A 24,439-nucleotide genomic window follows, 5' to 3' on the forward strand; every position below is an offset into this window, starting at 1 on the left:
CCAGCGCGGTAACCTGCACAAGGCTACCCCTACAGGGAAGTGAGGCAGTTTTGCGGCAATTCAGGGCAATTTCCTACACATTCATCAAACCGCAGGCACCATCCGCTACATTTGCTGTCACACCTGTGCAAAAACACAGCATAAGCCTTTGTCACGAAAGAAAATGCATGCTCAAATTGCAGCTATATGAATTCGCCCCCGGCCAAACCCCCATACGGCGTGCCGCCATGGCGGCTGGCGGGCAGTAATGTTAAAAGTAGTGGTTCGTTGGTCGCGCAGCGGCCGATCACTATTGGACGCGCACCACGCGCAGGAATAGACGCGTTTTGAAGAAATCCACCGCAACTCCAGCTCCATTGCCTGTGCCACTGTGGCGGCAGCAGCTGCATTATCGCCTCAAGGAAGGTGCGTTGATCGCTGTCGGCGCGCTGTGCCTGTACCTGTGGATGGCGCTGCTGACCTACGATACGTCGGACCCGGGCTTCAGCCACACCAGCAACGTCGACCAGGTGCAGAATGCGGCCGGGCGTGCCGGTGCCTACTTCGCCGACATCCTGTTCATGGTGCTGGGTTACTTCGCCTATATTTTTCCGCTGCTGCTGGCGGTCAAGACCTGGCAGATTTTCCGCGAACGCCACCAGCCATGGGACTGGAGCGGCTGGCTGTTCTCCTGGCGGCTGATTGGCCTGGTGTTCCTGGTGTTGTCGGGGGCGGCGCTGGCGCATATCCACTTCCATCCGCCCGCCAGCCTGCCGTTCTCTGCCGGTGGTGCACTGGGCGAAAGCCTGGGCGACCTGGCGCGCAACCTGCTCAACGTGCAGGGCAGCACGCTGATGTTCATTGCCCTGTTCCTGTTCGGCCTGACCGTCTTCACCGACCTGTCGTGGTTCAAGGTGATGGACCTGACCGGCAAGATCACCCTCGACCTGTTCGAACTGGTGCAAGGGGCTGCCACCCGCTGGTGGGAAGCGCGCAACGAGCGCAAGCGCCTCGAGGCACAGCTGCGCGAGGACGAACCGGTGTTCAAGGCCGCGCCGATGGCTGCCGAGAAGCGCGAGCCGGCCAAACCGTCACTGCGCGAGCGCATCCTCAAGCGTGAAGAGCCACCCGCTCAGCCTGTCGAGCCGCGTGAGCCAACCCTTGCACGCGAACCGATTGTGCCGCCACGTGAAACGGCGCCTGAGGCATTGGCGCCGCGCGAAACCGTGGTGCCCCGCCAGCAGCACGCAGCGCCCACCATTGTGCCGCCGTCCGCCGCCAGCAGAGCGCCGGAGCCGAGCAAGCGGGCGATGAAGGAAAAGCAGGCGCCGCTGTTCGTCGACAGCGCCGTGGAAGGCACCTTGCCCTCGATTTCCATCCTCGACCCGGCCGAACAGAAAAAGATCGAGTATTCGCCAGAATCCCTGGCCGGCGTCGGCCAGTTGCTGGAAATCAAGCTCAAGGAATTCGGTGTGGAAGTGGCGGTGGATTCGATCCACCCCGGCCCGGTGATTACCCGTTACGAAATCCAGCCGGCCGCTGGTGTGAAGGTCAGCCGCATCGCCAACCTGGCCAAGGACCTGGCGCGTTCGCTGGCCGTGACCAGTGTGCGAGTGGTCGAGGTCATCCCTGGCAAGACCACGGTAGGTATCGAGATACCCAACGAAAACCGCCAGATGGTGCGCTTCTCCGAAGTGCTGGCCACGCCGCAGTACGACGAGCAGAAATCGCCCGTCACGCTGGCGCTGGGCCACGACATTGGTGGCAAGCCGGTGATCACCGACCTGGCCAAGATGCCGCACCTGTTGGTGGCCGGTACTACCGGCTCCGGTAAGTCGGTGGGTGTGAACGCGATGATTTTGTCGATCCTGTTCAAGTCCAGCCCGGAAGACGCGCGGCTGATCATGATCGACCCGAAAATGCTTGAACTGTCGATCTACGAAGGCATCCCGCACCTGCTGTGCCCGGTGGTCACCGACATGAAGGACGCCGCCAACGCCCTGCGCTGGAGCGTGGCCGAAATGGAGCGGCGCTACAAACTGATGGCGGCCATGGGCGTGCGTAACCTGGCTGGTTTCAACCGCAAGATCAAGGACGCCCAGGAAGCTGGCGAAATCATCCATGACCCGCTGTATCGCCGTGAGAGCATGGACGATGAGCCGCCTGCGCTGAAAACCTTGCCGACCATCGTGGTGGTGGTGGACGAATTCGCCGACATGATGATGATCGTCGGCAAGAAGGTCGAAGAGCTGATCGCCCGTATCGCGCAGAAGGCACGGGCGGCCGGTATTCACCTGATCCTCGCCACCCAGCGCCCGTCGGTGGACGTGATCACCGGCCTGATCAAGGCCAACATCCCGACCCGTATGGCGTTCCAGGTGTCGAGCAAGATCGACTCGCGTACCATCATCGACCAGGGCGGTGCCGAGCAGTTGCTGGGCCATGGCGACATGCTGTACATGCCGCCGGGCACCAGCCTGCCGATCCGGGTGCACGGCGCATTCGTGTCCGACGACGAAGTGCACCGCACGGTCGAGGCGTGGAAGCTGCGTGGCGCCCCGGACTACAACGACGACATCCTCAACGGCGTCGAAGAGGCCGGTAGCGGCTTTGACGGCGGCGGCGGCGGTGGCGAGGGTGACGATGCCGAAACCGACGCCCTGTATGATGAGGCGGTGCAATTCGTGCTCGAGAGCCGTCGTGCCTCCATTTCTGCCGTGCAACGCAAGCTGAAGATCGGCTACAACCGTGCCGCGCGCATGATCGAGTCGATGGAGATGGCCGGCGTTGTCACCCCGATGAACAGCAACGGCTCGCGGGAAGTGATAGCCCCGGGCGGCCCGCGCGACTGATGAACACCCTGCCTGGCGCCAACGGTGGCGCCAGGCCTTTTCAACGCTCAATGAGGATTCCCATGCGCGCGATTCGCATGCTGTTGGTTTCTGCCCTGACCCTGGGCTCGGTTACTGCTTATGCCGGTGAGCAAGACGTACAACGCCTGACCCAGTTGCTGGAAAAGTCGCAGACCATCGAGGCCAACTTCTCCCAGCTGACCCTGGGCGCCGATGGCACCAGCCTGCAGGAAACCTCGGGCAAGATGACGGTCAAGCGCCCGGGCCTGTTCTACTGGCACACCGATGCACCGCAGGAGCAGGTGGTGGTGTCGGACGGCAAGAACGTCACCCTGTGGGACCCGGACCTGGAACAGGCCACCATCAAGAAGCTCGACGTGCGCCTGAACCAGACCCCGGCCCTGTTGCTGTCCGGTGACGTGTCGAAGATCAGCCAGAGCTTTGATATTGCGTCCAAGGAGCAGGGCGAAGTAATGGACTTCACCCTCAAGCCAAAGACCAAGGACACCCTGTTCGACTCGCTGCGCGTGTCGTTCCGCAAAGGCCTGATCAATGACATGCAGCTGATCGACAGCGTCGGCCAGCGCACCAACATCCTGTTCAATGGCGTCAAGGCCAACCAGGCGGTGCCGGACAGCAAGTTCAAGTTCGACATCCCCAAGGGTGCGGACGTGATCAAGGAGTAACCAGAGCTCGCCATGGACCTGTTTCGAAGCGAACCCGTCGCCCAGCCCCTGGCCGCCCGTCTGCGCCCGTCCAGCCTGGATGAGTACGTCGGCCAGGAGCACCTGCTGGCGCGCGGTAAACCGCTGCGCGAAGCGCTGGAACAAGGTGCGCTGCACTCGATGATCTTCTGGGGGCCGCCCGGGGTCGGCAAGACCACGCTGGCGCGGTTGCTGGCGCAGTTCTGCGATGCGCACTTCGAAACGGTGTCGGCGGTGCTGGCCGGGGTGAAAGAGATCCGCCAGGCGGTGGAGGTGGCCAAACAGCAGGCTGGCCAGTATGGCCGTCGTACCATCCTGTTCGTTGACGAGGTGCACCGCTTCAACAAGTCGCAGCAGGACGCCTTTTTGCCCTATGTCGAGGACGGCACCCTGCTGTTCATCGGTGCCACCACCGAAAACCCGTCGTTCGAGCTGAACAACGCGCTGCTGTCACGGGCGCGGGTGTATGTGCTCAAGAGCCTGGACGAAGCCGCCCTGCGCAAGCTGGTCAACCGTGCGCTGACGGAAGAGCGTGGCCTGGGCAAGCGCAACCTGCGGGTGGGCGACGACGCCTTCAAGATGCTGATGGCCGCTGCCGACGGCGATGGCCGGCGCATGCTCAACTTCCTCGAGAACGCCTCGGACCTGGCTGAAGACGGCAGCGAGATCGACGTCGAGATGCTACAGAGCCTGCTGGGTGACAGTCGCCGCCGCTTCGACAAAGGCGGCGAGGCGTTCTACGACCAGATATCCGCGCTGCACAAGTCGGTGCGCGGCTCCAACCCCGATGGCGCCCTGTACTGGTTTGCACGCATGCTCGACGGCGGCTGCGATCCGCTGTACATCGCCCGCCGCGTGGTACGCATGGCCAGCGAGGACATCGGTAATGCCGACCCGCGTGCGCTTAGCCTGTGCCTGGCTGCCTGGGATGTGCAGGAGCGCCTTGGCAGCCCCGAGGGCGAGTTGGCGGTGGCCCAGGCCATCACCTACCTTGCCTGTGCACCCAAGAGCAACGCGGTGTACGTGGGCTTCAAGACCGCCCTGCGTGAAGCGGCCGAGCATGGTTCGCTGGAGGTGCCGTTGCACTTGCGCAATGCCCCGACCAAGCTGATGAAGCAGTTGGGCTATGGCGACGAGTACCGCTATGCCCATGATGAACCCGACGCCTACGCCGCCGGAGAGGATTACTTCCCCGACGAACTGGAGCCGCGCCAGTACTATCAGCCGGTGCCCCGTGGCCTGGAACTGAAAATTGGCGAGAAGCTGCGCCACCTGGCTGACCTCGACCGCAACAGCCCCCGCCAGCGGAGAAAACCATGATTGCACTCATCGCCGCGGTCAGCGCCGGTGGTATTGCTGGTACCTTGTTGCGCTTTGCTACCACCAACTGGGTGGCGGCCCACTGGCCACGGCACTTCTATGCCGGTACGCTGGCGGTCAACCTGGTTGGCTGCCTGCTGATCGGCTTGCTCTATGGCTTGTTCTTGCACAAGCCGCTGGCTCCGGTCGAATTGCGCGCCGGCCTGATTGTCGGCTTTCTCGGTGGCCTGACGACCTTTTCCTCCTTCTCGCTCGATACCGTGCGCCTGATGGAAAGCGGGCAAGTGCCCCTTGCCTTGGGCTATACCAGTATCAGCGTGGTGGGCGGGCTGCTCGCAACCTGGGCTGGCCTGTCCCTGACCCGATTCTGAACCAACACCTACATATAACGAGAGAACGATATGCTCGATTCCAAACTGTTACGCGGCCAACTTCAGGAAGTGGCGGACCGCCTGGCCTCCCGTGGCTTCAGCCTGGATGTCGCGCGCATCGAATCACTGGAAGAGCGCCGCAAGGCGGTGCAGACCCGCACCGAACAACTGCAGGCTGAGCGTAACGCCCGTTCCAAGTCCATCGGCCAGGCCAAGGCCAAGGGCGAAGACATCGCCCCGCTGATGGCTGACGTCGAGCGCATGGCCAACGAACTGGCTGCCGGCAAGGCTGAGCTGGATGCCATTCAGGCCGAGCTGGATGGCATCCTGCTGACCATTCCCAACCTGCCGGACGCCAGCGTACCGGTCGGTGCCAGCGAGGACGACAACGTCGAAGTGCGTCGTTGGGGCACGCCGAAGGCGTTCGACTTCGAAATCAAGGACCATGTTGCCCTCGGTGAAATCAGCGGTGGCCTGGACTTCGAAGCGGCTGCCAAGCTGTCCGGCGCCCGTTTTGCTGTGCTGCGTGGTCCGGTTGCCCGCCTGCACCGCGCCCTGGCGCAGTTCATGATCAACCTGCACACCGGCGAACATGGCTACGAGGAACACTACACCCCGTACATGGTGCAGGCGCCGGCGCTGCAGGGCACTGGCCAGTTGCCGAAGTTCGAGGAAGACCTGTTCAAGATCACCCGCGAAGGCGAGGCTGACTTCTACCTGATCCCGACCGCCGAAGTGTCGCTGACCAACCTGGTGGCGGGTGAAATCCTCGACGCCAAGCAGCTGCCGCTGAAACTGGTTGCCCATACCCCTTGCTTCCGCAGCGAAGCCGGCGCTTCCGGCCGTGACACCCGCGGCATGATCCGCCAGCATCAGTTCGACAAAGTCGAGATGGTGCAGGTGGTAGAGCCGTCCAAGTCGATGGAAGCCCTGGAAGGCCTGACCGCCAATGCCGAGCGCGTGCTGCAGCTGCTGGAACTGCCATACCGCGTGCTGGCCCTGTGCACTGGCGACATGGGCTTTGGTGCGGTGAAAACCTACGACCTGGAAGTGTGGGTGCCAAGCCAGGACAAATACCGCGAAATCAGCTCGTGCTCCAACTGTGGTGACTTCCAGGCGCGCCGCATGCAGGCTCGCTGGCGCAACCCGGAAACCGGCAAGCCAGAGCTGGTGCACACGCTCAACGGCTCCGGTCTGGCCGTAGGCCGTACCCTGGTTGCTGTGCTGGAAAACTACCAGCAGGCCGACGGTTCGATCCTGGTGCCGGAAGTGCTCAAGCCTTACATGGGCGGCGTCGAGGTCATCCGCTAAATGGATTACCTGCCGCTGTTCCACAAGCTGCAGGGCGGCCGCGTGCTGGTCGTCGGTGGCGGTGAGATCGCCTTGCGCAAGGCGCGCCTGCTGGCCGATGCCGGCGGCGTGCTGCGCGTGGTGGCGCCGGACGTCGACGGCCAGTTGGCCGCGTTGGCCCGGGAAGGTGGCGGTGAGGTGCTGGTGCGTGGCTATCAGGCAGCCGACCTGGTCGGTTGCCGGCTGGTGATCGCGGCGACTGACGACCCTGGGCTGAATGCCCAGGTGTCGGCCGATGCGCAGGCCCTTAGCCTGCCGGTCAATGTGGTGGATGCGCCGGCCCTGTGTACGGTGATCTTCCCGGCGATCGTGGACCGTTCGCCGCTGGTAATCGCTGTTTCCAGCGGCGGTGACGCCCCGGTACTGGCACGCCTGATTCGAGCCAAGCTCGAGGCGTGGATCCCTTCGGCCTACGGTGAGCTGGCCGGGCTGGCTGCACGCTTCCGGCACAAGGTCAAATCCCTGTACCCGGACGTCAACCAGCGTCGCGGCTTCTGGGAAACCGTGTTCCAGGGGCCGATCGCCGAGCGCCAGCTGGCCGGGCAGGGTGCTGAAGCCGAACGTCTGTTGCAGGCGATGGTGGATGGCGCACCGGTGCAGCAGGGTGGTGAGGTGTACTTGGTTGGTGCAGGCCCGGGTGATCCGGACTTGTTGACCTTCCGTGCGTTGCGCCTGATGCAGCAGGCCGACGTGGTGCTGTACGACCGCCTGGTTGCACCCGCCATCATCGATATGTGTCGCCGTGATGCCGAGCGTATCTACGTAGGCAAGCGCCGCGCTGATCATTCAGTGCCGCAGGACCAGATCAACCGCCTGTTGGTCGATCTGGCTCGGCAGGGCAAGCGGGTGCTGCGCCTGAAGGGTGGCGACCCGTTCATCTTCGGCCGGGGTGGCGAAGAGATCGAAGAGCTGGCCGAGCACGGCATTCCGTTCCAGGTGGTGCCGGGCATTACGGCGGCCAGCGGCTGCTCGGCGTATGGCGGCATTCCGCTGACTCACCGCGACTATGCCCAGTCGGTGCGCTTCGTCACCGGGCACCTCAAGGATGGCACCAGCAACCTGCCGTGGAATGACCTGGTGGCGCCGGCGCAGACCTTGGTGTTCTACATGGGGTTGGTGGGCTTGCCGACCATCTGTGCCGAGCTGATTCGCCACGGGCGTGCCGCGAGTACCCCGGCGGCGTTGGTGCAGCAGGGGACCACGCGTAATCAGCGCGTGTTCACCGGCACCTTGGCGGACTTGCCAGACCTGGTGGCCCAGCATGAGGTGCATGCGCCGACCCTGGTGATTGTGGGGGAAGTTGTGCAGTTGCGTGACAAGCTGGCCTGGTTCGAAGGTTCGCAGAACAGCTGAAATCGTTGGGGCCGCTTTGCGGCCCATCGCATATGCCCCAGGCATTGCAAGGTCCTTGTAAGAGCGGCCTTGTGTTGCGATGGGCTGCAAAGCAGCCCCGGCTTTCTCAAGCCTGCCAAATCCCTTTGCCCGCCAACCGCTCTCGATCATGCGGCAAGCCAAAGTCCTGCAAAGGCCCTTTAGGCACGATCCCGTTCGGGTTGATGGTCTTGTGGCTCATGTAATAGTGCTTCTGGATATGCTCCATGTTCACCGTACCCGCCACCCCGGGCCACTGGTACAGCTCACGCAGCCAGTTCGACAGGTTGTGGTAGTCGCTCAGGCGGCGCAGGTTGCACTTGAAGTGCCCGTGGTACACGGCATCGAAGCGCACCAGTGTAGTGAACAGGCGTACATCAGCCTCGGTCAGGTACTCACCCGCCAGGTAGCGATTGCGGCCTAGCAAGGCTTCCAGGTAATCCAGCTCGTTGAACACATCGTCAAAGGCAGCCTCGTAAGCGTCTTGCGTGGTGGCAAAGCCTGCGCGGTACACGCCGTTGTTCACCGCCGGGTAGATGCGCTCGTTCAGTGCTTCGATGGTCGGGCGCAGCGATGTGGGGTAGAGGTCCAGGGTATTGCCGGTCAGCTCGTTGAACGCGCTGTTGAATATGCGGATGATTTCTGCCGACTCATTGTTGACGATGCGCTTCTCTTTCTTGTCCCACAGCACAGGCACCGTCACGCGCCCTGTGTAGTGCGGGTCATCCTGGGTGTAGCGCTGGTGCAGGTACTGCAGGGCGTCGAGGTGGTCCCCGCTGGAGCCTTGCTGCTGATCGAAGGTCCAGCCATGGTCCTGCATCAGCCAGCTGACCACCGACACGTCGATCAACGGCTCCAGGCCTTTCAGCGCGCGAAAGATCAGGGTGCGGTGGGCCCATGGGCAGGCCAGCGACACATACAGGTGGTAGCGGCCGACCTCGGGGGCGGGCAGCTGATTGCGGCGCTGGGCATTCTCACGCTTGAACGTGCCGTCCTTGCCGTTTTCATACCACTGGTCGTGCCAGCGACCGTCGATCAATAGGCCCATGGTGAGCTCCTGAAACAAAGTTGTTTGTCGTTGGAGCCCAGTCTAGGGCAAATCGTTCGAAGAAATAGCGCAAAGATCGGGGTTCTATTATCGGCTAGATCGATCTATCTCGAGTGTCCCAGTAGCCTTGCGCTGTTACGAACGCCTGCTCACGGTGCTGTCCCAAGCCACGCAGAGCCAGGGCCATGGTCGCGATCAGGGCCTTCTCGCCATAATTGTCTTCCACTTCGCCACGCCAGAACGCCAGCAAGTGCTCTGCCTGCAGGCTGGGCGGCTTGACATGGCGTCGTTCGCTCAGCGCTGGCCACTCTTCATCCCACGCCTCACCCGCCGTGGTGCCGTAGAGATGGCTGATGACATCGGGATTGACCTCGATTTCGCCACCATCACCCTTGATCACCACGGCATGGTCGCCCAGCAAGCGGCTGGCCTCGCGGTGCACTGCCTGGTAACCGGGGTGAAAGATGCTCTGCAATCCACAGCGAGCGCCCAGCGGGTTGAGCACCCGAGCCAGCGAGTGGATGGGCGAGCGCAGGCCCAGGGTATTGCGCAGGTCGATCATGCGTTGCAGCTGCGGCGCCCAGTCGTGCAGCGGGAAGAATGCCAGCTGGTGCTGGTCCAGCGCGTTGCCGACGGCGGCCCAGTCGCGGCACAGCGGAATCTGCAGCAGGCCGAGCAGTTGCTCTGTGTACATACGCCCGGCAGTGTGTGCGCCACCGCCGTGCATCAGGATGCGCACGCCATTGTTGGCCAGGCACTTGGCGGCCAGCAGGTACCAGGGCAGGTGACGCTTCTTGCCGGCGTACGTGGGCCAGTCCAGGTCAACGGCGATGCGCGGCGCCTGCAGGTGGGCGCGCAGGGCCTCGGTGAAGCCGGCCAGCTCTTCGGCGCTTTCTTCCTTGTGCCGCAGCAGCATGAGGAAGGCACCGAGCTGGGTGTCTTCGACCTTGCCTTCCAGCAGCAGGGTCATGGCTGCACGGGCCTCCTCGCGGGTCAGGCCACGCGCGCCGCGCTTGCCTTTACCGAGAATACGCACGAATTCGGCGAACGGGTGTTCGGCGGGGGTTTCCAGAGTGAGCGGACGAGGTTCGGTCATATGCAGTTGGTCGGCTTGGGCAGGCCCGCCAGCTTGGCGGCAAGTTTGGCGGGGGTGCCGTTGAACAGGCGGTTAAGGTGCGGGCTGTTGCCCTTTTCAGGGCCCAGCTTGAGGGCCGTGTACTTGATCAGCGGGCGGGTGGCCGGAGACAGCTGGTATTCCTGGTAGAACTGACGGAGCAGTTCGAGGATTTCCCAGTGGTCCGCCGTCAACGGGATACCCTCGCGCTTGGCCAAAGCCTCGGCGGCGTCGTGGGACCAGTCTTGCAGGTCGACCAGGAAGCCATCCTTGTCCAGGGCGATCACCTGATCGCCAACGGTGAGCGTATTCATAGCCAGCTGTTGACCTTGTCGTATTGCAGCGACAGTTCGACGAACCCGGCGTAGTCCACGGCCGTTGCCAGGTCGTTGCCGACCGCCCGGGACTGTACATCCTCGTCCAGGGCGAACAGGCGCTGGGCCAGGCCGGCGGCTTGCAGATGGCCATGCGGCTCGCTGCCGCTGCGCAGGGCATACACGGCATCGCCGCACAGCAGCAGGGCATCTTCGGCACCGAGCAGGCGCAGGCAACTGGCCAGGCGCTCGTCGCCAAACGGGGAATGGGCAATCACATGCAGGGTCTTCATCAGAGCGTTATCACCTGGTCGAAACGGGCTATCAGCGCGGCCAGCGCTGCGTTATCGAGCACTTGCACCGGCAGCGCCAGGGTATGGGCTGCCAGGCCACGACGGGCCAGGCTGTGGTTGCAGGCGAACAGTTCTTCGACACCGAACATCGGCAACGCCTGCAGGTTGGCGGCCAGGTTCTTCTGTTGCACGGCGGCGGGTTGCTGGTCCGGCGCGAGCTGGAACACACCATCGTCGAGGAACAGCATGCCCAACGGCAGGTCGAACGCGCCGCCGGCCAGGGCGATGTCCAGCGCCTCGCGGGCAGAGGGGCCATTCCACGGTGCCTGACGGCTGATGATCAACAAGGACTTGGCCATATCAGTCGCCTCCGAAGCAGACAAGGCGGTCAGCCACTTGCGCGGCCTCGTGCAGTTGGCCCAGCCCCGACAGTTCCCAGGGCTTGGGCAGGTTCACGGCCGGGCGCTGGTAGCGGTTGGCCTCGGCTTCGTCGAGCACGCCACGGCGCAGGGCGGCGGCGATACACACCACGGCGTCCAGCTGATGGGTCTGTATGAAGGTGCGCCACTGGCCAGCCACGTCCAGTTCGTCCTGGGGCGCGACGACGTTGGCCGAGGCACTGTGCACCCCGTCCTGATAGAAGAACAGCCGGGCAATCTCATGCCCGCCGGCCAGCACCGCCTCGGCGAAGCGCAGGGCGCGTCGCGAAGAGGGCGCATGGGCCGGGGAGAACACCGCGATAGCGAATTTCATGGCTAACTCATGCAAAGGAATGGTGCCATGATAAAGCAAAAAAGCCCGCGCCCGCTTGTGCAAGCGGGCGCGGGCTTTTCATTCAATCTCCAGGTTCAAGCCTGCTCCTTGCCCTCCGGCAAGAACCAGTTCAGCACCAGCGCACAAATCCCTCCGGTAGCCACACCCGACTCCAGCACATTGCGAATCGCCGCCGGCATGTGTGCCAGGAACTCTGGCACCTGCGCCACACCCAGGCCCAGTGCCAACGACACGGCGATGATCAGCAGGGCCCGACGGTCCAGCCGGGTGCTGGCCAGAATATTGATCCCCGACGCCGCAACCGCACCAAACATGACCATCGCCGCGCCGCCCAGCACCGGCTCCGGCACGGCCTGAATCACCCCGGCAACACTCGGGAACAGACCCAGCAACACCAGCATCACGGCAATCCACATACCGATATGACGGCTGGCAATACCGGTCAGCTGAATCACCCCGTTGTTCTGGGCAAAGATCGAGCTAGGAAAGGTGTTGAACAGACCGGCCAGCAGCGAGTTGGCGCCATTGACCAGCACGCCCCCCTTGATCCGCTGCATCCACACCGGCCCTTCGACCGGCTGGCGCGACACCTTGCTGGTGGCGGTAACGTCACCGATGGCTTCCAGCGAAGTGACCAGGTAAATCACCAGCATCGGAATGAACAGCGCCCACGAGAAGCCCAAGCCAAAGTGCAGTGGTGTCGGCACCTGGAACAGCGCGGCCTCGTGCATGCCGGTAAAGTCCAGACGGCCCAGGTATCCGGCCAGCGCATAGCCGACCGCGAGGGCGATGACGATGGCGCAGCTGCGCATCCACACCACCGGGATACGGTTGAGAACGACGATGATCGCCAGTACCACGCCCGACATCAGCAGGTTTTCGCCATTGGCAAAGGTGCCATTGGCCATGGCTCCAAAACCACCGCCCATGCTGATCAGGCCGACCTTGATCAGCGTCAGGCCGATCATCAACACCACGATGCCGGTCACCAGCGGGGTGATCAGGCGTTTGACGAAGGGCAGGATGCGCGACACGCCCATCTCGACGAACGAGCCTGCGATTACTACGCCAAAAATGGCTGCCATTACGCCCTCAACCGGCGTGCCTTGCTTGACCATCAGCGCACCGCCGGCAATCAGCGGGCCGACGAAGTTGAAGCTGGTGCCCTGAACGATCAGCAGCCCCGCGCCAAATGGGCCGAAGCGTTTGCACTGGACGAAGGTGGCGATACCCGAGATCACCAGCGACATCGAAACGATCAAATTGGTATCACGTGCAGATACACCCAACGCCTGGCAGATCAGCAGGCCAGGGGTGACGATCGGCACGATGATCGCCAGCAGGTGCTGCAGGGCTGCCAGCAGGCCGATCAACAGCCGTGGCTTGTCCTCCAGACCAAGCACCAGTTCATTGGCAGGCGCCGCTGCGCCTGGGCTGTGTTCGTGTGAGCTCATTGCTGAAAGCCGCCCCGGAAGAAAAAAGGAGCGCATTCTACGGGGTGATGGCGGATAGCGGTAGAGAAAACGGGATGACGGCACGAGCATCTTGCAGCTCAACCCATTTCCAGCGCCCACAAAAAAGCCCGCCGAAGCGGGCTTCTTGCGGTACAGCAATCAATCAGTCATCACGACCCATGATGCCAAACAGCTGCAGCAGGCTGACAAACAGGTTGTAGATCGACACATACAGGCTGATGGTTGCCATGATGTAGTTACGTTCGCCACCATGAATGATCGCGCTGGTCTGGAACAGGATGCAGACCGACGAGAACAGCACGAAGCCAGCGCTGATTGCCAGTTGCAGGCCGCTGATCTGGAAGAAGAAGCTGGCAACGACAGCACCCAGCAGAACGAAGAAGCCCGCAGTGATGAAGCCACTCAGGAAGCTCATGTCCTTGCGGGTGATCAGCACATAGGCCGACAGACCACCAAATACCAGCGCAGTCATGGCAAACGCGGAGCTCACTACTTCAGCGCCACCGGCCATGCCCAGGTAACGGTTGAGGATCGGGCCGAGGATGAAGCCCATGAAACCTGTGAGCGCGAAGGTGGACACCAGGCCCCAGGCCGAATCACGCAGTTTGTTGGTAAGGAAGAACAGCCCGTAGAAGCCGATCAGCACCACGAACACGTTCGGGTAGCCGACGCGCATCTGCTGGGCAACGAAAGCCATGACACCGCTGAAGGCGAGAGTAAGCGCCAGCAGGCTGTACGTGTTGCGCAGGACCTTGCTGATCTCCTGCTGCTCGACCTGCTGGCCGTGGTGGACGGCGTAATCCTGTTCGCGCATGGCGACACTCCTTGGTAAACCTGTGGTTTCGGACGTTCAGATGCTAGGAGTCTATCAGAGCTCCTGCAACCCGCGACACAGAGAGTTTGACAGCGTGTTTCATTAAGGTATTATGGCGGCCGCAAAACGAGCTGGAAGCGTGGCCGAGTGGTTTAAGGCAACGGTCTTGAAAACCGTCGATGGGCAACTATCCTAGAGTTCGAATCTCTACGCTTCCGCCATACAAGTGCTTGATTTCATTGATGTTCGCACCGCTGAACCCGCAAATGGGAGCGTTTTGGGAACACACTTGGAATGACAGGCAGAAGAAAGGGGCCCTTGCGGCCCCTTTTTTATTGGGTTCAGGTCCACCTGAGCGCGTGGTTCATCCCCCCTCAAATATTGGCCGTCCTGGCTGACTCACTTCGCGCAGTACTTGAAAATCACTGCCGTCGAGGTATGCCCCATTGCCCTCGATGTGGCATTGGGCGCCTTTGCGCAGAGACACGCCGACGATCTCGGCGACCTTCCCGAGCAGCGATACGCGGTGCCACTGGTGTGCTCGACCTTCTCGCCTGAGCGCCTGAGCGCCTGAGCGCTTGAGCCTGAGTGGAGCAGAAGATCTCGCGCGCTTTGGCAACTGACGCCGCGGACGATGGAGTCCCTCAACCATGAAAGAACCCTGCTCCCATGAGGGGCAGCGCAATCAGAAAATGATATTAATTGTCATCTGCGGATGATTTTCATGTAGATTCTTGCGCCAAGGATTTTCCATGAACAAGGAGTCAGCCCGCGATGCCCCCGTCGATCAACCCTTCCATGACACTCACTCTCGGCCTGTGTGCTTCCGTCTTCTGCCCGTTGTCGCTGGCCGAGGCAGAAACCAAATCCGAGGACAGTGTGCTGGAGCTTGGTTCCACTGATGTGGTCGCTACCAGCTTGGGTAGTACCACTGAGAACAGTGGCTCCTACACTACCGGGAGCATGAGTGCAGCCACGCGCTTGAACCTCTCGATCAAGGAAACACCCCAATCGGTCTCGGTGATATCCCGGCAGCAGTTGGACGATTTCCAGCTCAACACGCTGTCCGAGGCCATGGCCCATGTGACGGGGGTAACGGTTCAGCGAAATGACTCGGAGCGACCTAGCTACTACTCACGTGGTTACGCGATCAATAATTTCCAGATCGATGGAATGCTCAACACGTTCTCCGGGCTTAAGTCCGACTCGGATACCATCATCTACGATCGAATTGAGGTCGTGCGCGGAGCCACTGGGCTGACGACAGGCGCTGGTGATCCCTCGGGCACTATCGCGATGGTGCGCAAGCGGCCAACGCATGAACTGGCGGTCAAGAGCGGTGTCAGTGGGGGCAGCTACGACAACTACTACACCTACCTGGATGTCGGCGGCCCATTAGGCTGGGAGGGGCGGCTGCGCGGTCGCACAGTGTTGGCGTATCGCGACAACAAGTCGTTCATGAATAAATATGCCACCCAGCGTGAGGTGGCGTATGGCGTACTCGAAGCCGACCTGACCGACAGCACGGTCCTGGCGGTGGGATATGACTATCAGAACAAGCACGTCCAAGGTTCCTCATGGGGTACGGTGCCTTTCTGGAATGCCGATGGCAGTAAAGCCAATCTGCCACGCTCGACCAACCTCAGCGCCCCATGGTCTTCCTGGCCATTGAAAGACCAGACGGTATTCGCAACCCTTGATCAGCGCCTGGGTAACGACTGGCTGATGAAGGTGGCCTACACCCATCGGCAAACCGACAGTGACGGCAAGGTGTACTACGGAGGTAATGGTTTCCCGGAAGCTGACCGCAGTGGCATGCGGGCCTGGTACGCGCATTTTGGTGGGGAGGAGAAGATGGATGCGATCGACTTCAACCTCGCTGGCCCCTTCCAATTTATGGGGCGCAGTCATGACTTCATGATCGGCTACGGCGAGTCAGAACGGCGCAATAGTGAGCCATATCGCCTTGGTCTCCCTGTGCCCCAAGACTACGACAAGATTCCTGATTGGAAGTACATGGGGTCTATCCCCAAGTTCTATGACATCGATACCGGACTGGACAGTTCGCGCTCCTACACCCGTCAGAAAGCCGGGTATATCGCAACACGGCTGAACCCGACAGACCGCCTTCACTTCGTGGTTGGCAGCCGCTACGGCAGTTGGGAGACGGAGCGTCGGGAATGGGACTATGACGACGCGCTGAATGTCGCCGGTCAGTCCACTACCAAGCAGACGCAAAACGATCAGTGGACACCCTACGCTGGTGTGCTTTTTGACCTGAATGACCAGTTCACCGCCTACGTCAGTTATACCGACATTTTTAACCCGCAGACCGTGAGAGACGTCAACAAGCAGTACATTGAACCTATCGTTGGCAAAGTCTATGAGGTAGGTCTCAAGGGCAGTATGTTCGAAGAAAGGCTGAACCTGAGTACTGCCGTGTTCCGCAGTAAACAGGACAATGTGGCGGAACAGGATGACTCGGTGCCGCCCAATGGCAATGAAATTTTCTACAAAAGCGGCGGTAAAGGTGTAGTCGTTGAAGGTTTCGAAGCTGAAGTCGCGGGCGAGGTGATGATCGATTGGCAGATGAGCCTGGGCTACAGCTACACCCATGCCGCCACAGCCGAGAAAAAGCGAAAGAATACCGAGCAGCCATTGAACCTTGTGCGCTTCTCCAGCACCTACAAGATGACCCCGGCATTGACCGTTGGGGCGAGCCTGGATTGGCAGAGCGACAACTTCAAAATAGCCAACCGCCCAGTGGGGCGCGATGGTGACAGGATCATCACTGCCAAAGACAAGATCGGCCAGAAGGCGTTCTCGGTGGTTGGGCTGATGGCACGCTATCAAATCGATGAACACCTGTCAGCGTCGGTTAACGTGAAGAATCTGTTCGATGAGCATTACTACAACAACGTTGGATTCTACAACGGCGTTTACCAAGGTGAGCCACGGACAATGATGGTCAGCTTGGACTGGAAGTTGTAAGGCTTTGGCGCCGCCGGGCGTGACGCCTGATGCCTTCGCACTTAGGTGTCTGACAGGGCTCATCGAATGATGGGCCTTTCTCATCTCTACTCAATCGCTTGAAATTGGGACGGTACCATCGTTCCGCACTCCTTCCTCTAGTGGGTGACGCAAGCCAAGTCCCGGTGGGATTGTTGCGCAGATTGCCCACCCTTTTGACCCGCGCCTCCTAAGCGCGGAGGGCATCGCCCACACTGTTCAACTCGCGCTCAATGGCGAACGACTGCTCGCGACACGCAAGGCGTCACGGGGGCAGGGTGGCTGAATAAGGAGGTTCCCGGCGGATCATGAGGGTTTACATTCAGTTCGTATGATAATAAGGTTTTAATCATACGGGCTGCATGTATTTTGCCTTGAGCGTGACTGGCCAAGGGCCTTTCGATAAGGAGAGTCGAGCGTGTTCAGTACCTACCGCGAGTTGTTCCAGGCCAAAGGCGCCAAGGGCTTCGCCTTGGCCGGCCTGCTGGCCCGGCTGCCGTTGCCGATGACCGGTATCGGGATCATCACCATGTTGTCTCAGATCACCGGCAGTTACGGCCTGGCCGGTGCGGTGGCGGCCACCTTCGTGCTGACCTATGCACTGATGTCGCCGCAGATCTCGCGCCTGGTCGACCTTCATGGCCAGGGCCGCTTATTGCCGGCCGCCGCCGGGCTCAGTGTGCTGGGCATCCTTCTGCTGTTGGCTTGCAGCTATTGGCGGCTGGCGGACTGGACCCTATTCGTCGGGGCCGCGCTCGCCGGCTTCATGCCCAGCATGTCGGCGATGGTGCGCGCGCGCTGGACCGCGATTTACCGCGGCAAGGCGCAACTGAAGACAGCCTACTCGCTGGAAACCGTTCTTGACGAAGTCACCTTCATTGCTGGCCCGCCGATTTCGGTGGGGCTGAGCGTGGCGGTACTTCCGCAGGCCGGTACATTGGCTGCTGCCGTGTTCCTGGCCATCGGCGTGTTCGCCTTGGCGGTGCAGGTCGGCATCGAGCCGCCAGTAGAGGCCGATGCCGCCACCGGGCAAGACAGCATGTCGGTGTTCAGGCTGGCCGACGTACGCCTGCTGACCTTGCTGATGGTCGCTATGGGCTTGATCGTCGGTACGGTCGACATCGTCAGCGTGGCATTCGCCGAGCAGATGGACATGCCGGCTGCGGCCAGCGTGGTGCTGTCCTGTTATGCCATCGGCTCCTGTGTCGCGGGGCTGGTGTTCGGTGTCCTGAAACTCGATACCCCGCTACACAAGCTGCTACTGCTGGGTGGGTTGGCGACGGCGGCGACAACCTTGCCGCTGCTGGTGGTGGGAAACATCATCGGGCTGACCATTGCCGTGCTGGTTGCGGGCCTGTTCTTCGCCCCGACCATGATCGTGGCGATGTCGCTGGTAGAGCGCATCGTGCCCGAAAGCAAGCTGACCGAAGGGATGACCTGGTTGCTCGCCGGTCTCAACGTTGGAGTTGCCGGCGGTGCCGCAGCATCTGGGCAGGTGGTCGATGTGTGGGGTGCCCAGGCCGGATTCAACGTGGCCTTGGCCGCCGGGGCCGCAGTGTTGTTGGTCGCGCTTTGGGGCTACCAGCGCATGCGCGACCGAGCCCGACAGGCGTCGTATTCGCTTTGATCGGCTTCAGGGCTGGCCGCCAGGCTTGGGGGTTCGGTCACCGCGCGACGATACGACAGGCTTGTCAGTGCGCCTCGCGCCCAAGACAATGCGTGCAAGCGGTATGAATACTCGTATACGCCTACCCCATGCCGCCAGAACACAAGGAATAGCTGGATGGTTCGCCGCACCCGCGCCGCAATGCAAGAAACCCGAGCCCTGTTACTGGCCACCGCCCGCCAGATGTTCAGCGAGCAGGGGTTTGCGCACGCCTCGATGGATGATCTGACCGCCCGGGCGGGCTTGACGAGGGGGGCGTTGTACCACCACTTTGGCGACAAGAAGGGCTTGCTGGCAGCCGTCGTTGAGCAACTCGACGCTGAAATGGACGAGCGCCTGCGTGCTATTACCGAGACCGCCGATAACGCTTTGGACGGCTTCCGCCAACGCTGCCACGCCTACCTGGAGATGGCGCTGGAGCCCGAGATCCAGCGTATCGTGCTGCGCGACGCCAGAGCGGTGTTGGGAGGCGGCTCGCCTGAGGCCCAGCGGTATTGCATAGAGTCGCTGCGCCAGTTGATCGACAACCTGGTACTAGAGGGCGTTTTCGTCAACGCGCACGCTCAAGCGCTGGCTGCGTTGATCTACGGCAGCTTGGCTGAAGCGGCTGTGTGGATCGCGGAGGCCGAAGACGGCAATGCACGCTTGGCGCAGGCTGGCCAGGCGTTCGACCTGCTGTTGCTCGGGGTGCTAAAGCGGCCAACAGACTCTACGGAGGCGTGAATGCGCGCGACAGTTCCACCCTGTTGGGAGCCCCGTCCCCCTCAGGGCAGTTCCGCTACCTGACTACCCGTTAACGTCTGGCAGGGCAGGCTTGGTGCTGCTCAAGGTTTTTCGGTAGCGCTCGGTTGGCGAGCGGCGGGTTCTGTGGAAGAAGACGCGGCAGCATGAAGCTTGTCGGTAATCTGCTTGGCCAAGGCATGGTAAAGCGAGACCGGAGACACCCATCCAGAGATGGCCGCCGCCATCAGTGTCGCGGCCAACATGGGAATGGCCAGGTCCGGGCTATGTGTCAGTTCAAGCACGATGACCGAGGCGGTCAGTGGCGAGCGTGTCACACCGGCCAGGTATGCGCCCATGCCGAGTAGTGCGCCTGCCTGAGGGTCAACATCGGGCAGCAAGCTCAACAGCGGCGCAAAGGCGGCGCCGATGCTCAGCGAAGGCGAAAAGAGCCCGCCTGGAATCCCGGAAAGATAGGACGCGACGTTGGCCAGAAACTTCCACAGGAGAAAGCTTGTGTCCGTGATCGGCTGCCCCTCCAGCAACGCACGCGTTTCTTCATACCCGGTGCCGAATACATGATTGCCAGAGACGAGCCCCAAGGTGGCCAGCAGCAACCCACAGGTGGCAGCAAAGCGCACTGGATAGCGTCCGCGTAACGTACAGACCTGGCCGAGTATGCCCTTGTCGGTGGGCAGCACAAGCTTGGCGTAAAAACCACCCAGCAGCCCGCCCAGCACTGCACAGGCAGGAACGACGCTCCAGCCCCAGCCCACCGGCATCCGACCGCTGATCTCGCCAAAGTAGGCGTAATGCCCCATCAGCCCCAGCGTCACGACCCCGCCGATCAGCACCGCAGTGAGCACCAAGCCACTGAAACGTTGCTCGAACGTGCGGCTCAACTCCTCAATGGCAAAGACTACCCCCGCTAACGGTGTATTGAAGGCTGCCGCAATACCCGCGGCGCCTCCGGCGAGCACCAGGCCAGCGATGGTGCGCCGGCCGTGCAGGCCTAAGCGTCGGCCAAAGGAATAGAGCACTGCGGCGCCGATGTGGACGGTCGGGCCTTCCCGGCCAACCGAACCGCCGACCAGCAAGGCGCCCAGCGTCAGGCTCATGCGTGCTGCAGCCACAGGGAGCGAGAGTAATCGGGCGCGCAGCCGGCGAGAGGGCATTTCCAGGGCGGCGATGACTTGGGGGATGCCGCTACCCTTGGCATTCTCAAACCATCGTTGCGTCAGATAAGCCAGGAGCGCGAAACCCAGCGGAGTGATGAGAAGAGGTGACCAGGGTGCCCATTCCAGCAAACGCTTGAACGAAGCGAACGCCGCGTCGGCTAGCCAGGCGAATGCCAGCGCAACGAGCCCCACCAGCAATGCCCCGATCCAGAACGCCAGTCGCTGGCGCCATTCTCGCCAGCGTGAACGGCGGGGGAGTGAAGGTGCAGGTCGGGTAGGGTCGGACATTGTCCACACATGGCTGACTTGGAAAGCCGCGAGTATGGCGTGTTTTCCCGCACAGGCCTACCCGACACAGGTTGTAGCCGCACCAGGAGTGGCGATCCGCTTGCCCAACTGCAAGGGATCGCCAGTCCCGGAATGTGGCTAGGTGGGCGAACCGGCTTTGGTAGCAGACGCTGCGCTGCGCATGCTCCACACCCCCCAGGTCAACCCCAGCACGGCCGCGATCAACGACGCGGATAGCACACCGAGTTTCGCTGCCCCGAGTGAGCCAGGGTCGACGAACGCGAGGTTGGCGATGAAGATCGACATGGTGAAACCGATGCCGGCCAGCAGCCCGACCAGCATGATGCTACGCCAGTTGACCTCGGCGGGAAGCACGCACCAGCCCAGGCGGACCATCAGCCAACTGACGCTGACGATGCCCAAGGGCTTTCCTGCGACCAGGGCGACAGCGACGGCGATCATGACCCACTGGGGGCCTTCTGCGGACAGGTCGACACCCGAAAGGCTGACCCCGGCGTTGGCCAAGGCAAACACCGGCATGATGCCGAAGGCTACCCAGGGGTGCAGGGTGCCTTGCATGCGCACTACCGGCGGCAGCAGTTCGCGCTGGGCCAGGCGCAGTCGTTTCAACGGGTCCATGAGGTCGCTGGCATCTTGCTCAGGCGCTTTGGCGCGCCCCAGCAATTCGCCGGTGAAGCGGGTAATGGCGTCCAGTGGGCGCTCACGCATCGGCATTGCGGTGACAGGTGTCATCAGGCCCAGCACGACGCCTGCGAGGGTCGGGTGGGCGCCGGTCAACAAGATGCCCAGCCAGACGATCGCACCGGGAATGACATAGGCGTAGGCTGAACCCACTCCGATCTTCTGAAGCCCGATCACCATTAGCAGGCCGATCACTGCAACGCCGAAGCCGGTGTAATCAAGGCCGCCTGAGTAGAAGAACGCGATGATCAGGACTGCGATGATGTCATCGATGATTGCCAGGGCGAGGAGGAACACACGTACGTTGGACGGGATCGACTTGCCGAGCAGGGCCAATACGCCCACCGCAAAGGCGATATCCGTCGCCGTTGGCACGGCCCAACCTTGTTGGTCTGCTGGCGCGTGACCAAAACTCAGGTAGAGGAGTGCGGGTACCGCTACGCCGCCGACAGCGGCTGCCATGGGAAGCGTGGCTTGACGCAGGCTGGACAGTGCACCCTCGTGGATCTCGCGGCGGATCTCCATGCCCACGACCAGGAAAAAGATGGTCATCAGGCCATCATTGATCCAGAAATGCAGGGACTGCGAATAGACATGCGAGCCCACGCCGAACGTCAACGGGGTATGCCAAAGGGCTTCATAACTGTCGGCAGCCGGGGAATTCGCCCAGATCAGGGCAGCGACTGCGGCAATCAACAGAACGATGCCGCTGACCGCTTCAATGTGCAAAAAGCGTTCAAGGTTGGCGAAGGCGCGCTCGGCCAGTTTCTGGGCGCGAGGTAATTCTTGTTTATGCATAGGCACAGGTGCTCCCGCATGGCGGCCCGACCTGCGCTGTTCTTTAACCTGCCTCACTGCACCGTGCAGCTGGCACCCGTGCGGTAGTCTACCGAATAACCACTCGCAGATGAACAAAAAGCGCCAAACCATTCACTCCAATGAGGCGTCGGTTTGAGATTTTTTCCTGCAGACGTTAGGGTTTGTGGTTGTTTTCGAGCACACCGAGCTTGGCAAACGAGAGTTTATCCAGCTGCTAGCCTTGGTAAATGTCGTCGTGCCCAGGCACGCTGTGCTCATCGCCTTGCAAGGAGAACTGCCGCTATGACTGCAGCCCCCAAACCCAGGAGCACCCTCAATCCACCTGTCTTCTACACCAGTGCGATACTTGTTTTTCTGCTGGTCTTGTACGCCACGGCATTTCAGGAGCACGCCCAAACGCTGTTCGAGCAAGTCCAGCGATGGATCATCACCAATGCCAGCTGGTTCTACATTCTTGTTGTAGCGTTGGTGTTGATCAGCGTGGTGTTTCTGGCCGTCAGCCGCTATGGCGACATCAAGCTAGGCCCTGACCACAGTGAGCCGGATTACCGAAAGAGCAGTTGGTTCGCCATGCTGTTCTCGGCAGGAATGGGGATTGGCCTCATGTTCTTCGGCGTGGCCGAACCGGTCATGCATTTCTCCACGCCGCCCGTGGGCGATCCCGGCACCGTTGCCGCGGCGCGCGAAGCCATGAAAATCACCTTTTTCCACTGGGGCCTGCATGCCTGGGCGATCTATGCCATCGTCGCGCTGATCCTGGCCTACTTCAGCTTCCGCAATGGCCTGCCGTTAACCTTGCGTTCGGCACTCTATCCGCTGATCGGTGAGCGAATCTATGGCCCTATAGGGCATGCCGTGGATGTCTTCGCCATCCTCGGCACGGTGTTTGGTGTGGCCACCTCGCTGGGTTATGGGGTATTGCAGATCAACAGCGGGTTTCATCATGTGTTCGGTTTGCCGGTAAACACCACCGTGCAAGTCATCCTCATCACCGCCACCTGCGCATTGGCGACGCTTTCGGTGGCTAGCGGCCTGGATAAAGGTATTCGCATCCTGTCCGAACTCAACCTGAGCCTGGCGGTGATCCTGATGCTGTTCGTGCTGCTGCTTGGGCCTACGGTGTTCCTGCTGCAGACCTATGTACAGAATACCGGCGCCTACCTTTCGGACATCGTCAATAAAACCTTCAATCTCTACGCTTACGAGCCCACCGACTGGATCGGCGGCTGGACCTTGCTGTACTGGGGCTGGTGGTTGTCCTGGTCGCCCTTCGTGGGTTTGTTCATCGCACGTATTTCGCGAGGGCGGACCATCCGCGAATTCGTCTGCGGCGTACTGTTCGTGCCTGCGGGTTTCACCTTGCTGTGGATGACCGTGTTCGGCGACTCGGCAATCCATATGATCCTCAACGATGGCGTGAAGGATCTGGCTGCTGTGGTCAGTGAGGACAGTTCCCTCGCGTTATTTGCTTTCCTGGAGCATTTTCCGTTCTCCAGCATCATTTCGCTGGTCGCGGTGCTGATGGTGGTCGTGTTCTTTGTGACCTCGGCGGACTCTGGTGCGCTGGTCGTGGATATGCTCGCCTCTTCCGGACAAGGTCACTCACCCCTGTGGCAACGTATCTTCTGGTCAGTCTGCATAGGCGCAGTCGCGATCGCGTTGCTGCTGGCGAACGGTCTGAAGGCGCTGCAGACCGCGACCATTGCGAGCGCTTTGCCGTTCGCGGTCATCCTGCTGGTTGCGATTTGGGGCTTGTTCAAGGCGCTGAGTCTTGATGCGACTCGCCGCGGGTTGCGCAATCAAGCCTTGCCGGGCCCACGCCATACCCGCCACCCACACGGCGGCTGGCAGCGGAGGCTGCGCAATATTGCATTGATGCCTCGCCGGGTTCATGTCACGCGCTTTATCGCCGAGGTGGTGAGGCCGGCCTGTGAAGAGGTCGCCCAGGAGCTGCGCAAGCAAGGCTACGAGGTGAGCGTGAATGAGCGTGATGATGGGCGGGTATCTCTGGAGCTCTCCCATGCCGGTGAAGGACGTTTCCTCTACGAGGTGCGGCCACGGGCCTTCAATACGCCAAGCTTCGTCATGCGGGACACCGAAGACGGTGCCGATTCCCGCAAGTATTTCCGCGCGGAAGTGCATCTGCGAGAAGGGGGCCAGGACTACGACATCATGGGGTGGAGCCGTGACGATGTGATTGGCGACATCCTGGATCAGTACGAACGCCACCTGCATTACTTGCACGTGGTGGGCTGAAGTGGATTCGGTCCTGCCCTGT

Annotated in this window: 20 protein-coding genes, 1 tRNA gene and 1 pseudogene; 11 read left to right on the top strand and 11 right to left on the bottom strand. The window is 61.5% G+C overall.

Annotated features, from left to right (window positions below):
- Positions 1 to 326 precede the first annotated feature (326 nt).
- The 6 genes from ACI7M0_RS09510 to cysG all read left to right on the top strand — a co-directional run bounded on the left by ACI7M0_RS09510 (position 327) and on the right by cysG (position 7,929).
- Positions 327 to 2,831, top strand: coding sequence for a DNA translocase FtsK (locus ACI7M0_RS09510; RefSeq protein WP_014590374.1), 2,505 nt, complete (start codon positions 327 to 329; stop codon positions 2,829 to 2,831).
- Between the two features lie 62 nt (positions 2,832 to 2,893).
- Positions 2,894 to 3,517: an outer membrane lipoprotein chaperone LolA gene (lolA, locus tag ACI7M0_RS09515; protein WP_003251209.1), complete on the top strand. Its 624-nt coding sequence runs from the start codon at positions 2,894 to 2,896 to the stop codon at positions 3,515 to 3,517.
- Positions 3,518 to 3,529: 12 nt separating this feature from the next.
- Positions 3,530 to 4,855 carry a replication-associated recombination protein A gene (locus ACI7M0_RS09520; RefSeq protein ID WP_010954809.1) on the top strand — a complete coding sequence of 442 codons (1,326 nt, stop codon included), beginning with the start codon at positions 3,530 to 3,532 and terminating at the stop codon, positions 4,853 to 4,855.
- Positions 4,852 to 5,226, top strand: a complete 375-nt coding sequence (gene crcB / locus ACI7M0_RS09525; protein WP_003251205.1) for a fluoride efflux transporter CrcB — start codon at positions 4,852 to 4,854, stop codon at positions 5,224 to 5,226. Before ACI7M0_RS09520 ends, crcB begins: the two co-directional genes overlap by 4 nt.
- Positions 5,227 to 5,256: 30 nt before the next feature.
- Positions 5,257 to 6,537, top strand: coding sequence for a serine--tRNA ligase (gene serS / locus ACI7M0_RS09530; RefSeq protein WP_010954808.1), 1,281 nt, complete (start codon positions 5,257 to 5,259; stop codon positions 6,535 to 6,537).
- A complete protein-coding gene (cysG, locus tag ACI7M0_RS09535) occupies positions 6,538 to 7,929 on the top strand; it encodes a siroheme synthase CysG (protein WP_010954807.1) in 1,392 nt (463 codons plus the stop codon). It begins immediately after the preceding gene.
- A 106-nt stretch (positions 7,930 to 8,035) separates the two neighbouring features.
- On the opposite strand, the gene ACI7M0_RS09540 is transcribed toward cysG, so the two are convergent.
- The 8 genes from ACI7M0_RS09540 to ACI7M0_RS09575 all read right to left on the bottom strand — a co-directional run bounded on the left by ACI7M0_RS09540 (position 8,036) and on the right by ACI7M0_RS09575 (position 13,779).
- Positions 8,036 to 8,995: a glutathione S-transferase family protein gene (locus ACI7M0_RS09540; RefSeq protein WP_129931984.1), complete on the bottom strand. Its 960-nt coding sequence runs from the start codon at positions 8,993 to 8,995 to the stop codon at positions 8,036 to 8,038.
- 94 nt (positions 8,996 to 9,089) lie between these two features.
- Entirely contained in the window at positions 9,090 to 10,091 is a 1,002-nt protein-coding gene (locus ACI7M0_RS09545) for a glycosyl transferase family protein (RefSeq protein ID WP_129931983.1), read from the bottom strand.
- A complete protein-coding gene (locus tag ACI7M0_RS09550) occupies positions 10,088 to 10,423 on the bottom strand; it encodes a TusE/DsrC/DsvC family sulfur relay protein (protein WP_010954804.1) in 336 nt (111 codons plus the stop codon). The genes ACI7M0_RS09545 and ACI7M0_RS09550 overlap by 4 nt, the downstream gene beginning before the upstream one ends.
- Positions 10,420 to 10,716 carry a sulfurtransferase complex subunit TusB gene (gene tusB, locus ACI7M0_RS09555; protein ID WP_104961314.1) on the bottom strand — a complete coding sequence of 99 codons (297 nt, stop codon included), beginning with the start codon at positions 10,714 to 10,716 and terminating at the stop codon, positions 10,420 to 10,422. The genes ACI7M0_RS09550 and tusB overlap by 4 nt, the downstream gene beginning before the upstream one ends.
- Positions 10,716 to 11,075, bottom strand: a complete 360-nt coding sequence (gene tusC, locus ACI7M0_RS09560; RefSeq protein ID WP_129931982.1) for a sulfurtransferase complex subunit TusC — start codon at positions 11,073 to 11,075, stop codon at positions 10,716 to 10,718. Before tusC ends, tusB begins: the two co-directional genes overlap by 1 nt.
- 1 nt (position 11,076) lies before the next feature.
- Positions 11,077 to 11,469: a sulfurtransferase complex subunit TusD gene (gene tusD, locus ACI7M0_RS09565; protein ID WP_003251188.1), complete on the bottom strand. Its 393-nt coding sequence runs from the start codon at positions 11,467 to 11,469 to the stop codon at positions 11,077 to 11,079.
- Between the two features lie 95 nt (positions 11,470 to 11,564).
- Positions 11,565 to 12,944 carry a nucleobase:cation symporter-2 family protein gene (locus ACI7M0_RS09570; RefSeq protein WP_104961315.1) on the bottom strand — a complete coding sequence of 460 codons (1,380 nt, stop codon included), beginning with the start codon at positions 12,942 to 12,944 and terminating at the stop codon, positions 11,565 to 11,567.
- A gap of 163 nt (positions 12,945 to 13,107) precedes the next feature.
- Positions 13,108 to 13,779 carry a Bax inhibitor-1/YccA family protein gene (locus ACI7M0_RS09575; protein WP_003251184.1) on the bottom strand — a complete coding sequence of 224 codons (672 nt, stop codon included), beginning with the start codon at positions 13,777 to 13,779 and terminating at the stop codon, positions 13,108 to 13,110.
- Positions 13,780 to 13,912: 133 nt separating this feature from the next.
- On the opposite strand from ACI7M0_RS09575, the gene ACI7M0_RS09580 reads away from it, so the two are divergent.
- A tRNA-Ser gene (locus ACI7M0_RS09580) sits at positions 13,913 to 14,000 on the top strand.
- A 227-nt stretch (positions 14,001 to 14,227) separates the two neighbouring features.
- Here ACI7M0_RS09580 and ACI7M0_RS09585 read toward each other — a convergent pair.
- Positions 14,228 to 14,343 (bottom strand): annotated as a pseudogene (locus ACI7M0_RS09585) (single-stranded DNA-binding protein); the annotation flags it as partial.
- A gap of 210 nt (positions 14,344 to 14,553) precedes the next feature.
- On the opposite strand from ACI7M0_RS09585, the gene ACI7M0_RS09590 reads away from it, so the two are divergent.
- From ACI7M0_RS09590 to ACI7M0_RS09600, 3 genes are all read left to right on the top strand, one after another.
- A complete protein-coding gene (locus ACI7M0_RS09590) occupies positions 14,554 to 16,770 on the top strand; it encodes a TonB-dependent siderophore receptor (RefSeq protein WP_129931979.1) in 2,217 nt (738 codons plus the stop codon).
- A 436-nt stretch (positions 16,771 to 17,206) separates the two neighbouring features.
- Entirely contained in the window at positions 17,207 to 18,415 is a 1,209-nt protein-coding gene (locus ACI7M0_RS09595; RefSeq protein ID WP_129931978.1) for an MFS transporter, read from the top strand.
- Between the two features lie 156 nt (positions 18,416 to 18,571).
- Positions 18,572 to 19,177, top strand: coding sequence for a TetR/AcrR family transcriptional regulator (locus ACI7M0_RS09600; protein ID WP_129931977.1), 606 nt, complete (start codon positions 18,572 to 18,574; stop codon positions 19,175 to 19,177).
- 101 nt (positions 19,178 to 19,278) lie between these two features.
- Here ACI7M0_RS09600 and ACI7M0_RS09605 read toward each other — a convergent pair whose 3' ends face one another.
- The gene (locus ACI7M0_RS09605; protein WP_256658180.1) at positions 19,279 to 20,640 is read right to left on the bottom strand and encodes a chloride channel protein; all 1,362 of its coding nucleotides are present in this window, start codon (positions 20,638 to 20,640) and stop codon (positions 19,279 to 19,281) included.
- Between the two features lie 138 nt (positions 20,641 to 20,778).
- Positions 20,779 to 22,140, bottom strand: a complete 1,362-nt coding sequence (gene nhaA / locus ACI7M0_RS09610; RefSeq protein WP_010954774.1) for a Na+/H+ antiporter NhaA — start codon at positions 22,138 to 22,140, stop codon at positions 20,779 to 20,781.
- Between the two features lie 303 nt (positions 22,141 to 22,443).
- Between nhaA and ACI7M0_RS09615 the strand changes: the two genes are divergently transcribed.
- Complete coding sequence (locus ACI7M0_RS09615) at positions 22,444 to 24,417, top strand: choline BCCT transporter BetT (protein WP_010954773.1); 1,974 nt, start codon at positions 22,444 to 22,446, stop codon at positions 24,415 to 24,417.
- Positions 24,418 to 24,439 lie beyond the last annotated feature (22 nt).

This window comes from Pseudomonas sp. 10(2024) (genome assembly GCF_045164175.1).
Taxonomy (GTDB): Bacteria; Pseudomonadota; Gammaproteobacteria; order Pseudomonadales; family Pseudomonadaceae; genus Aquipseudomonas; species Aquipseudomonas alloputida.

Excerpts from the sequence above, each read along its gene's own strand:
- lolA (WP_003251209.1), top strand. The coding sequence starts at position 2,894 with ATGCGCGCGATTCGCATGCTGTTGGTTTCTGCCCTGACCCTGGGCTCG.
- ACI7M0_RS09520 (WP_010954809.1), top strand. The coding sequence starts at position 3,530 with ATGGACCTGTTTCGAAGCGAACCCGTCGCCCAGCCCCTGGCCGCCCGT.
- crcB (WP_003251205.1), top strand. The coding sequence starts at position 4,852 with ATGATTGCACTCATCGCCGCGGTCAGCGCCGGTGGTATTGCTGGTACC.
- serS (WP_010954808.1), top strand. The coding sequence starts at position 5,257 with ATGCTCGATTCCAAACTGTTACGCGGCCAACTTCAGGAAGTGGCGGAC.
- cysG (WP_010954807.1), top strand. The coding sequence starts at position 6,538 with ATGGATTACCTGCCGCTGTTCCACAAGCTGCAGGGCGGCCGCGTGCTG.
- ACI7M0_RS09540 (WP_129931984.1), bottom strand. The coding sequence starts at position 8,995 with ATGGGCCTATTGATCGACGGTCGCTGGCACGACCAGTGGTATGAAAAC.
- ACI7M0_RS09545 (WP_129931983.1), bottom strand. The coding sequence starts at position 10,091 with ATGACCGAACCTCGTCCGCTCACTCTGGAAACCCCCGCCGAACACCCG.
- ACI7M0_RS09550 (WP_010954804.1), bottom strand. The coding sequence starts at position 10,423 with ATGAATACGCTCACCGTTGGCGATCAGGTGATCGCCCTGGACAAGGAT.
- tusB (WP_104961314.1), bottom strand. The coding sequence starts at position 10,716 with ATGAAGACCCTGCATGTGATTGCCCATTCCCCGTTTGGCGACGAGCGC.
- tusC (WP_129931982.1), bottom strand. The coding sequence starts at position 11,075 with ATGGCCAAGTCCTTGTTGATCATCAGCCGTCAGGCACCGTGGAATGGC.
- tusD (WP_003251188.1), bottom strand. The coding sequence starts at position 11,469 with ATGAAATTCGCTATCGCGGTGTTCTCCCCGGCCCATGCGCCCTCTTCG.
- ACI7M0_RS09570 (WP_104961315.1), bottom strand. The coding sequence starts at position 12,944 with ATGAGCTCACACGAACACAGCCCAGGCGCAGCGGCGCCTGCCAATGAA.
- ACI7M0_RS09575 (WP_003251184.1), bottom strand. The coding sequence starts at position 13,779 with ATGCGCGAACAGGATTACGCCGTCCACCACGGCCAGCAGGTCGAGCAG.
- ACI7M0_RS09590 (WP_129931979.1), top strand. The coding sequence starts at position 14,554 with ATGCCCCCGTCGATCAACCCTTCCATGACACTCACTCTCGGCCTGTGT.
- ACI7M0_RS09600 (WP_129931977.1), top strand. The coding sequence starts at position 18,572 with ATGGTTCGCCGCACCCGCGCCGCAATGCAAGAAACCCGAGCCCTGTTA.
- ACI7M0_RS09605 (WP_256658180.1), bottom strand. The coding sequence starts at position 20,640 with ATGTCCGACCCTACCCGACCTGCACCTTCACTCCCCCGCCGTTCACGC.
- nhaA (WP_010954774.1), bottom strand. The coding sequence starts at position 22,140 with ATGCATAAACAAGAATTACCTCGCGCCCAGAAACTGGCCGAGCGCGCC.
- ACI7M0_RS09615 (WP_010954773.1), top strand. The coding sequence starts at position 22,444 with ATGACTGCAGCCCCCAAACCCAGGAGCACCCTCAATCCACCTGTCTTC.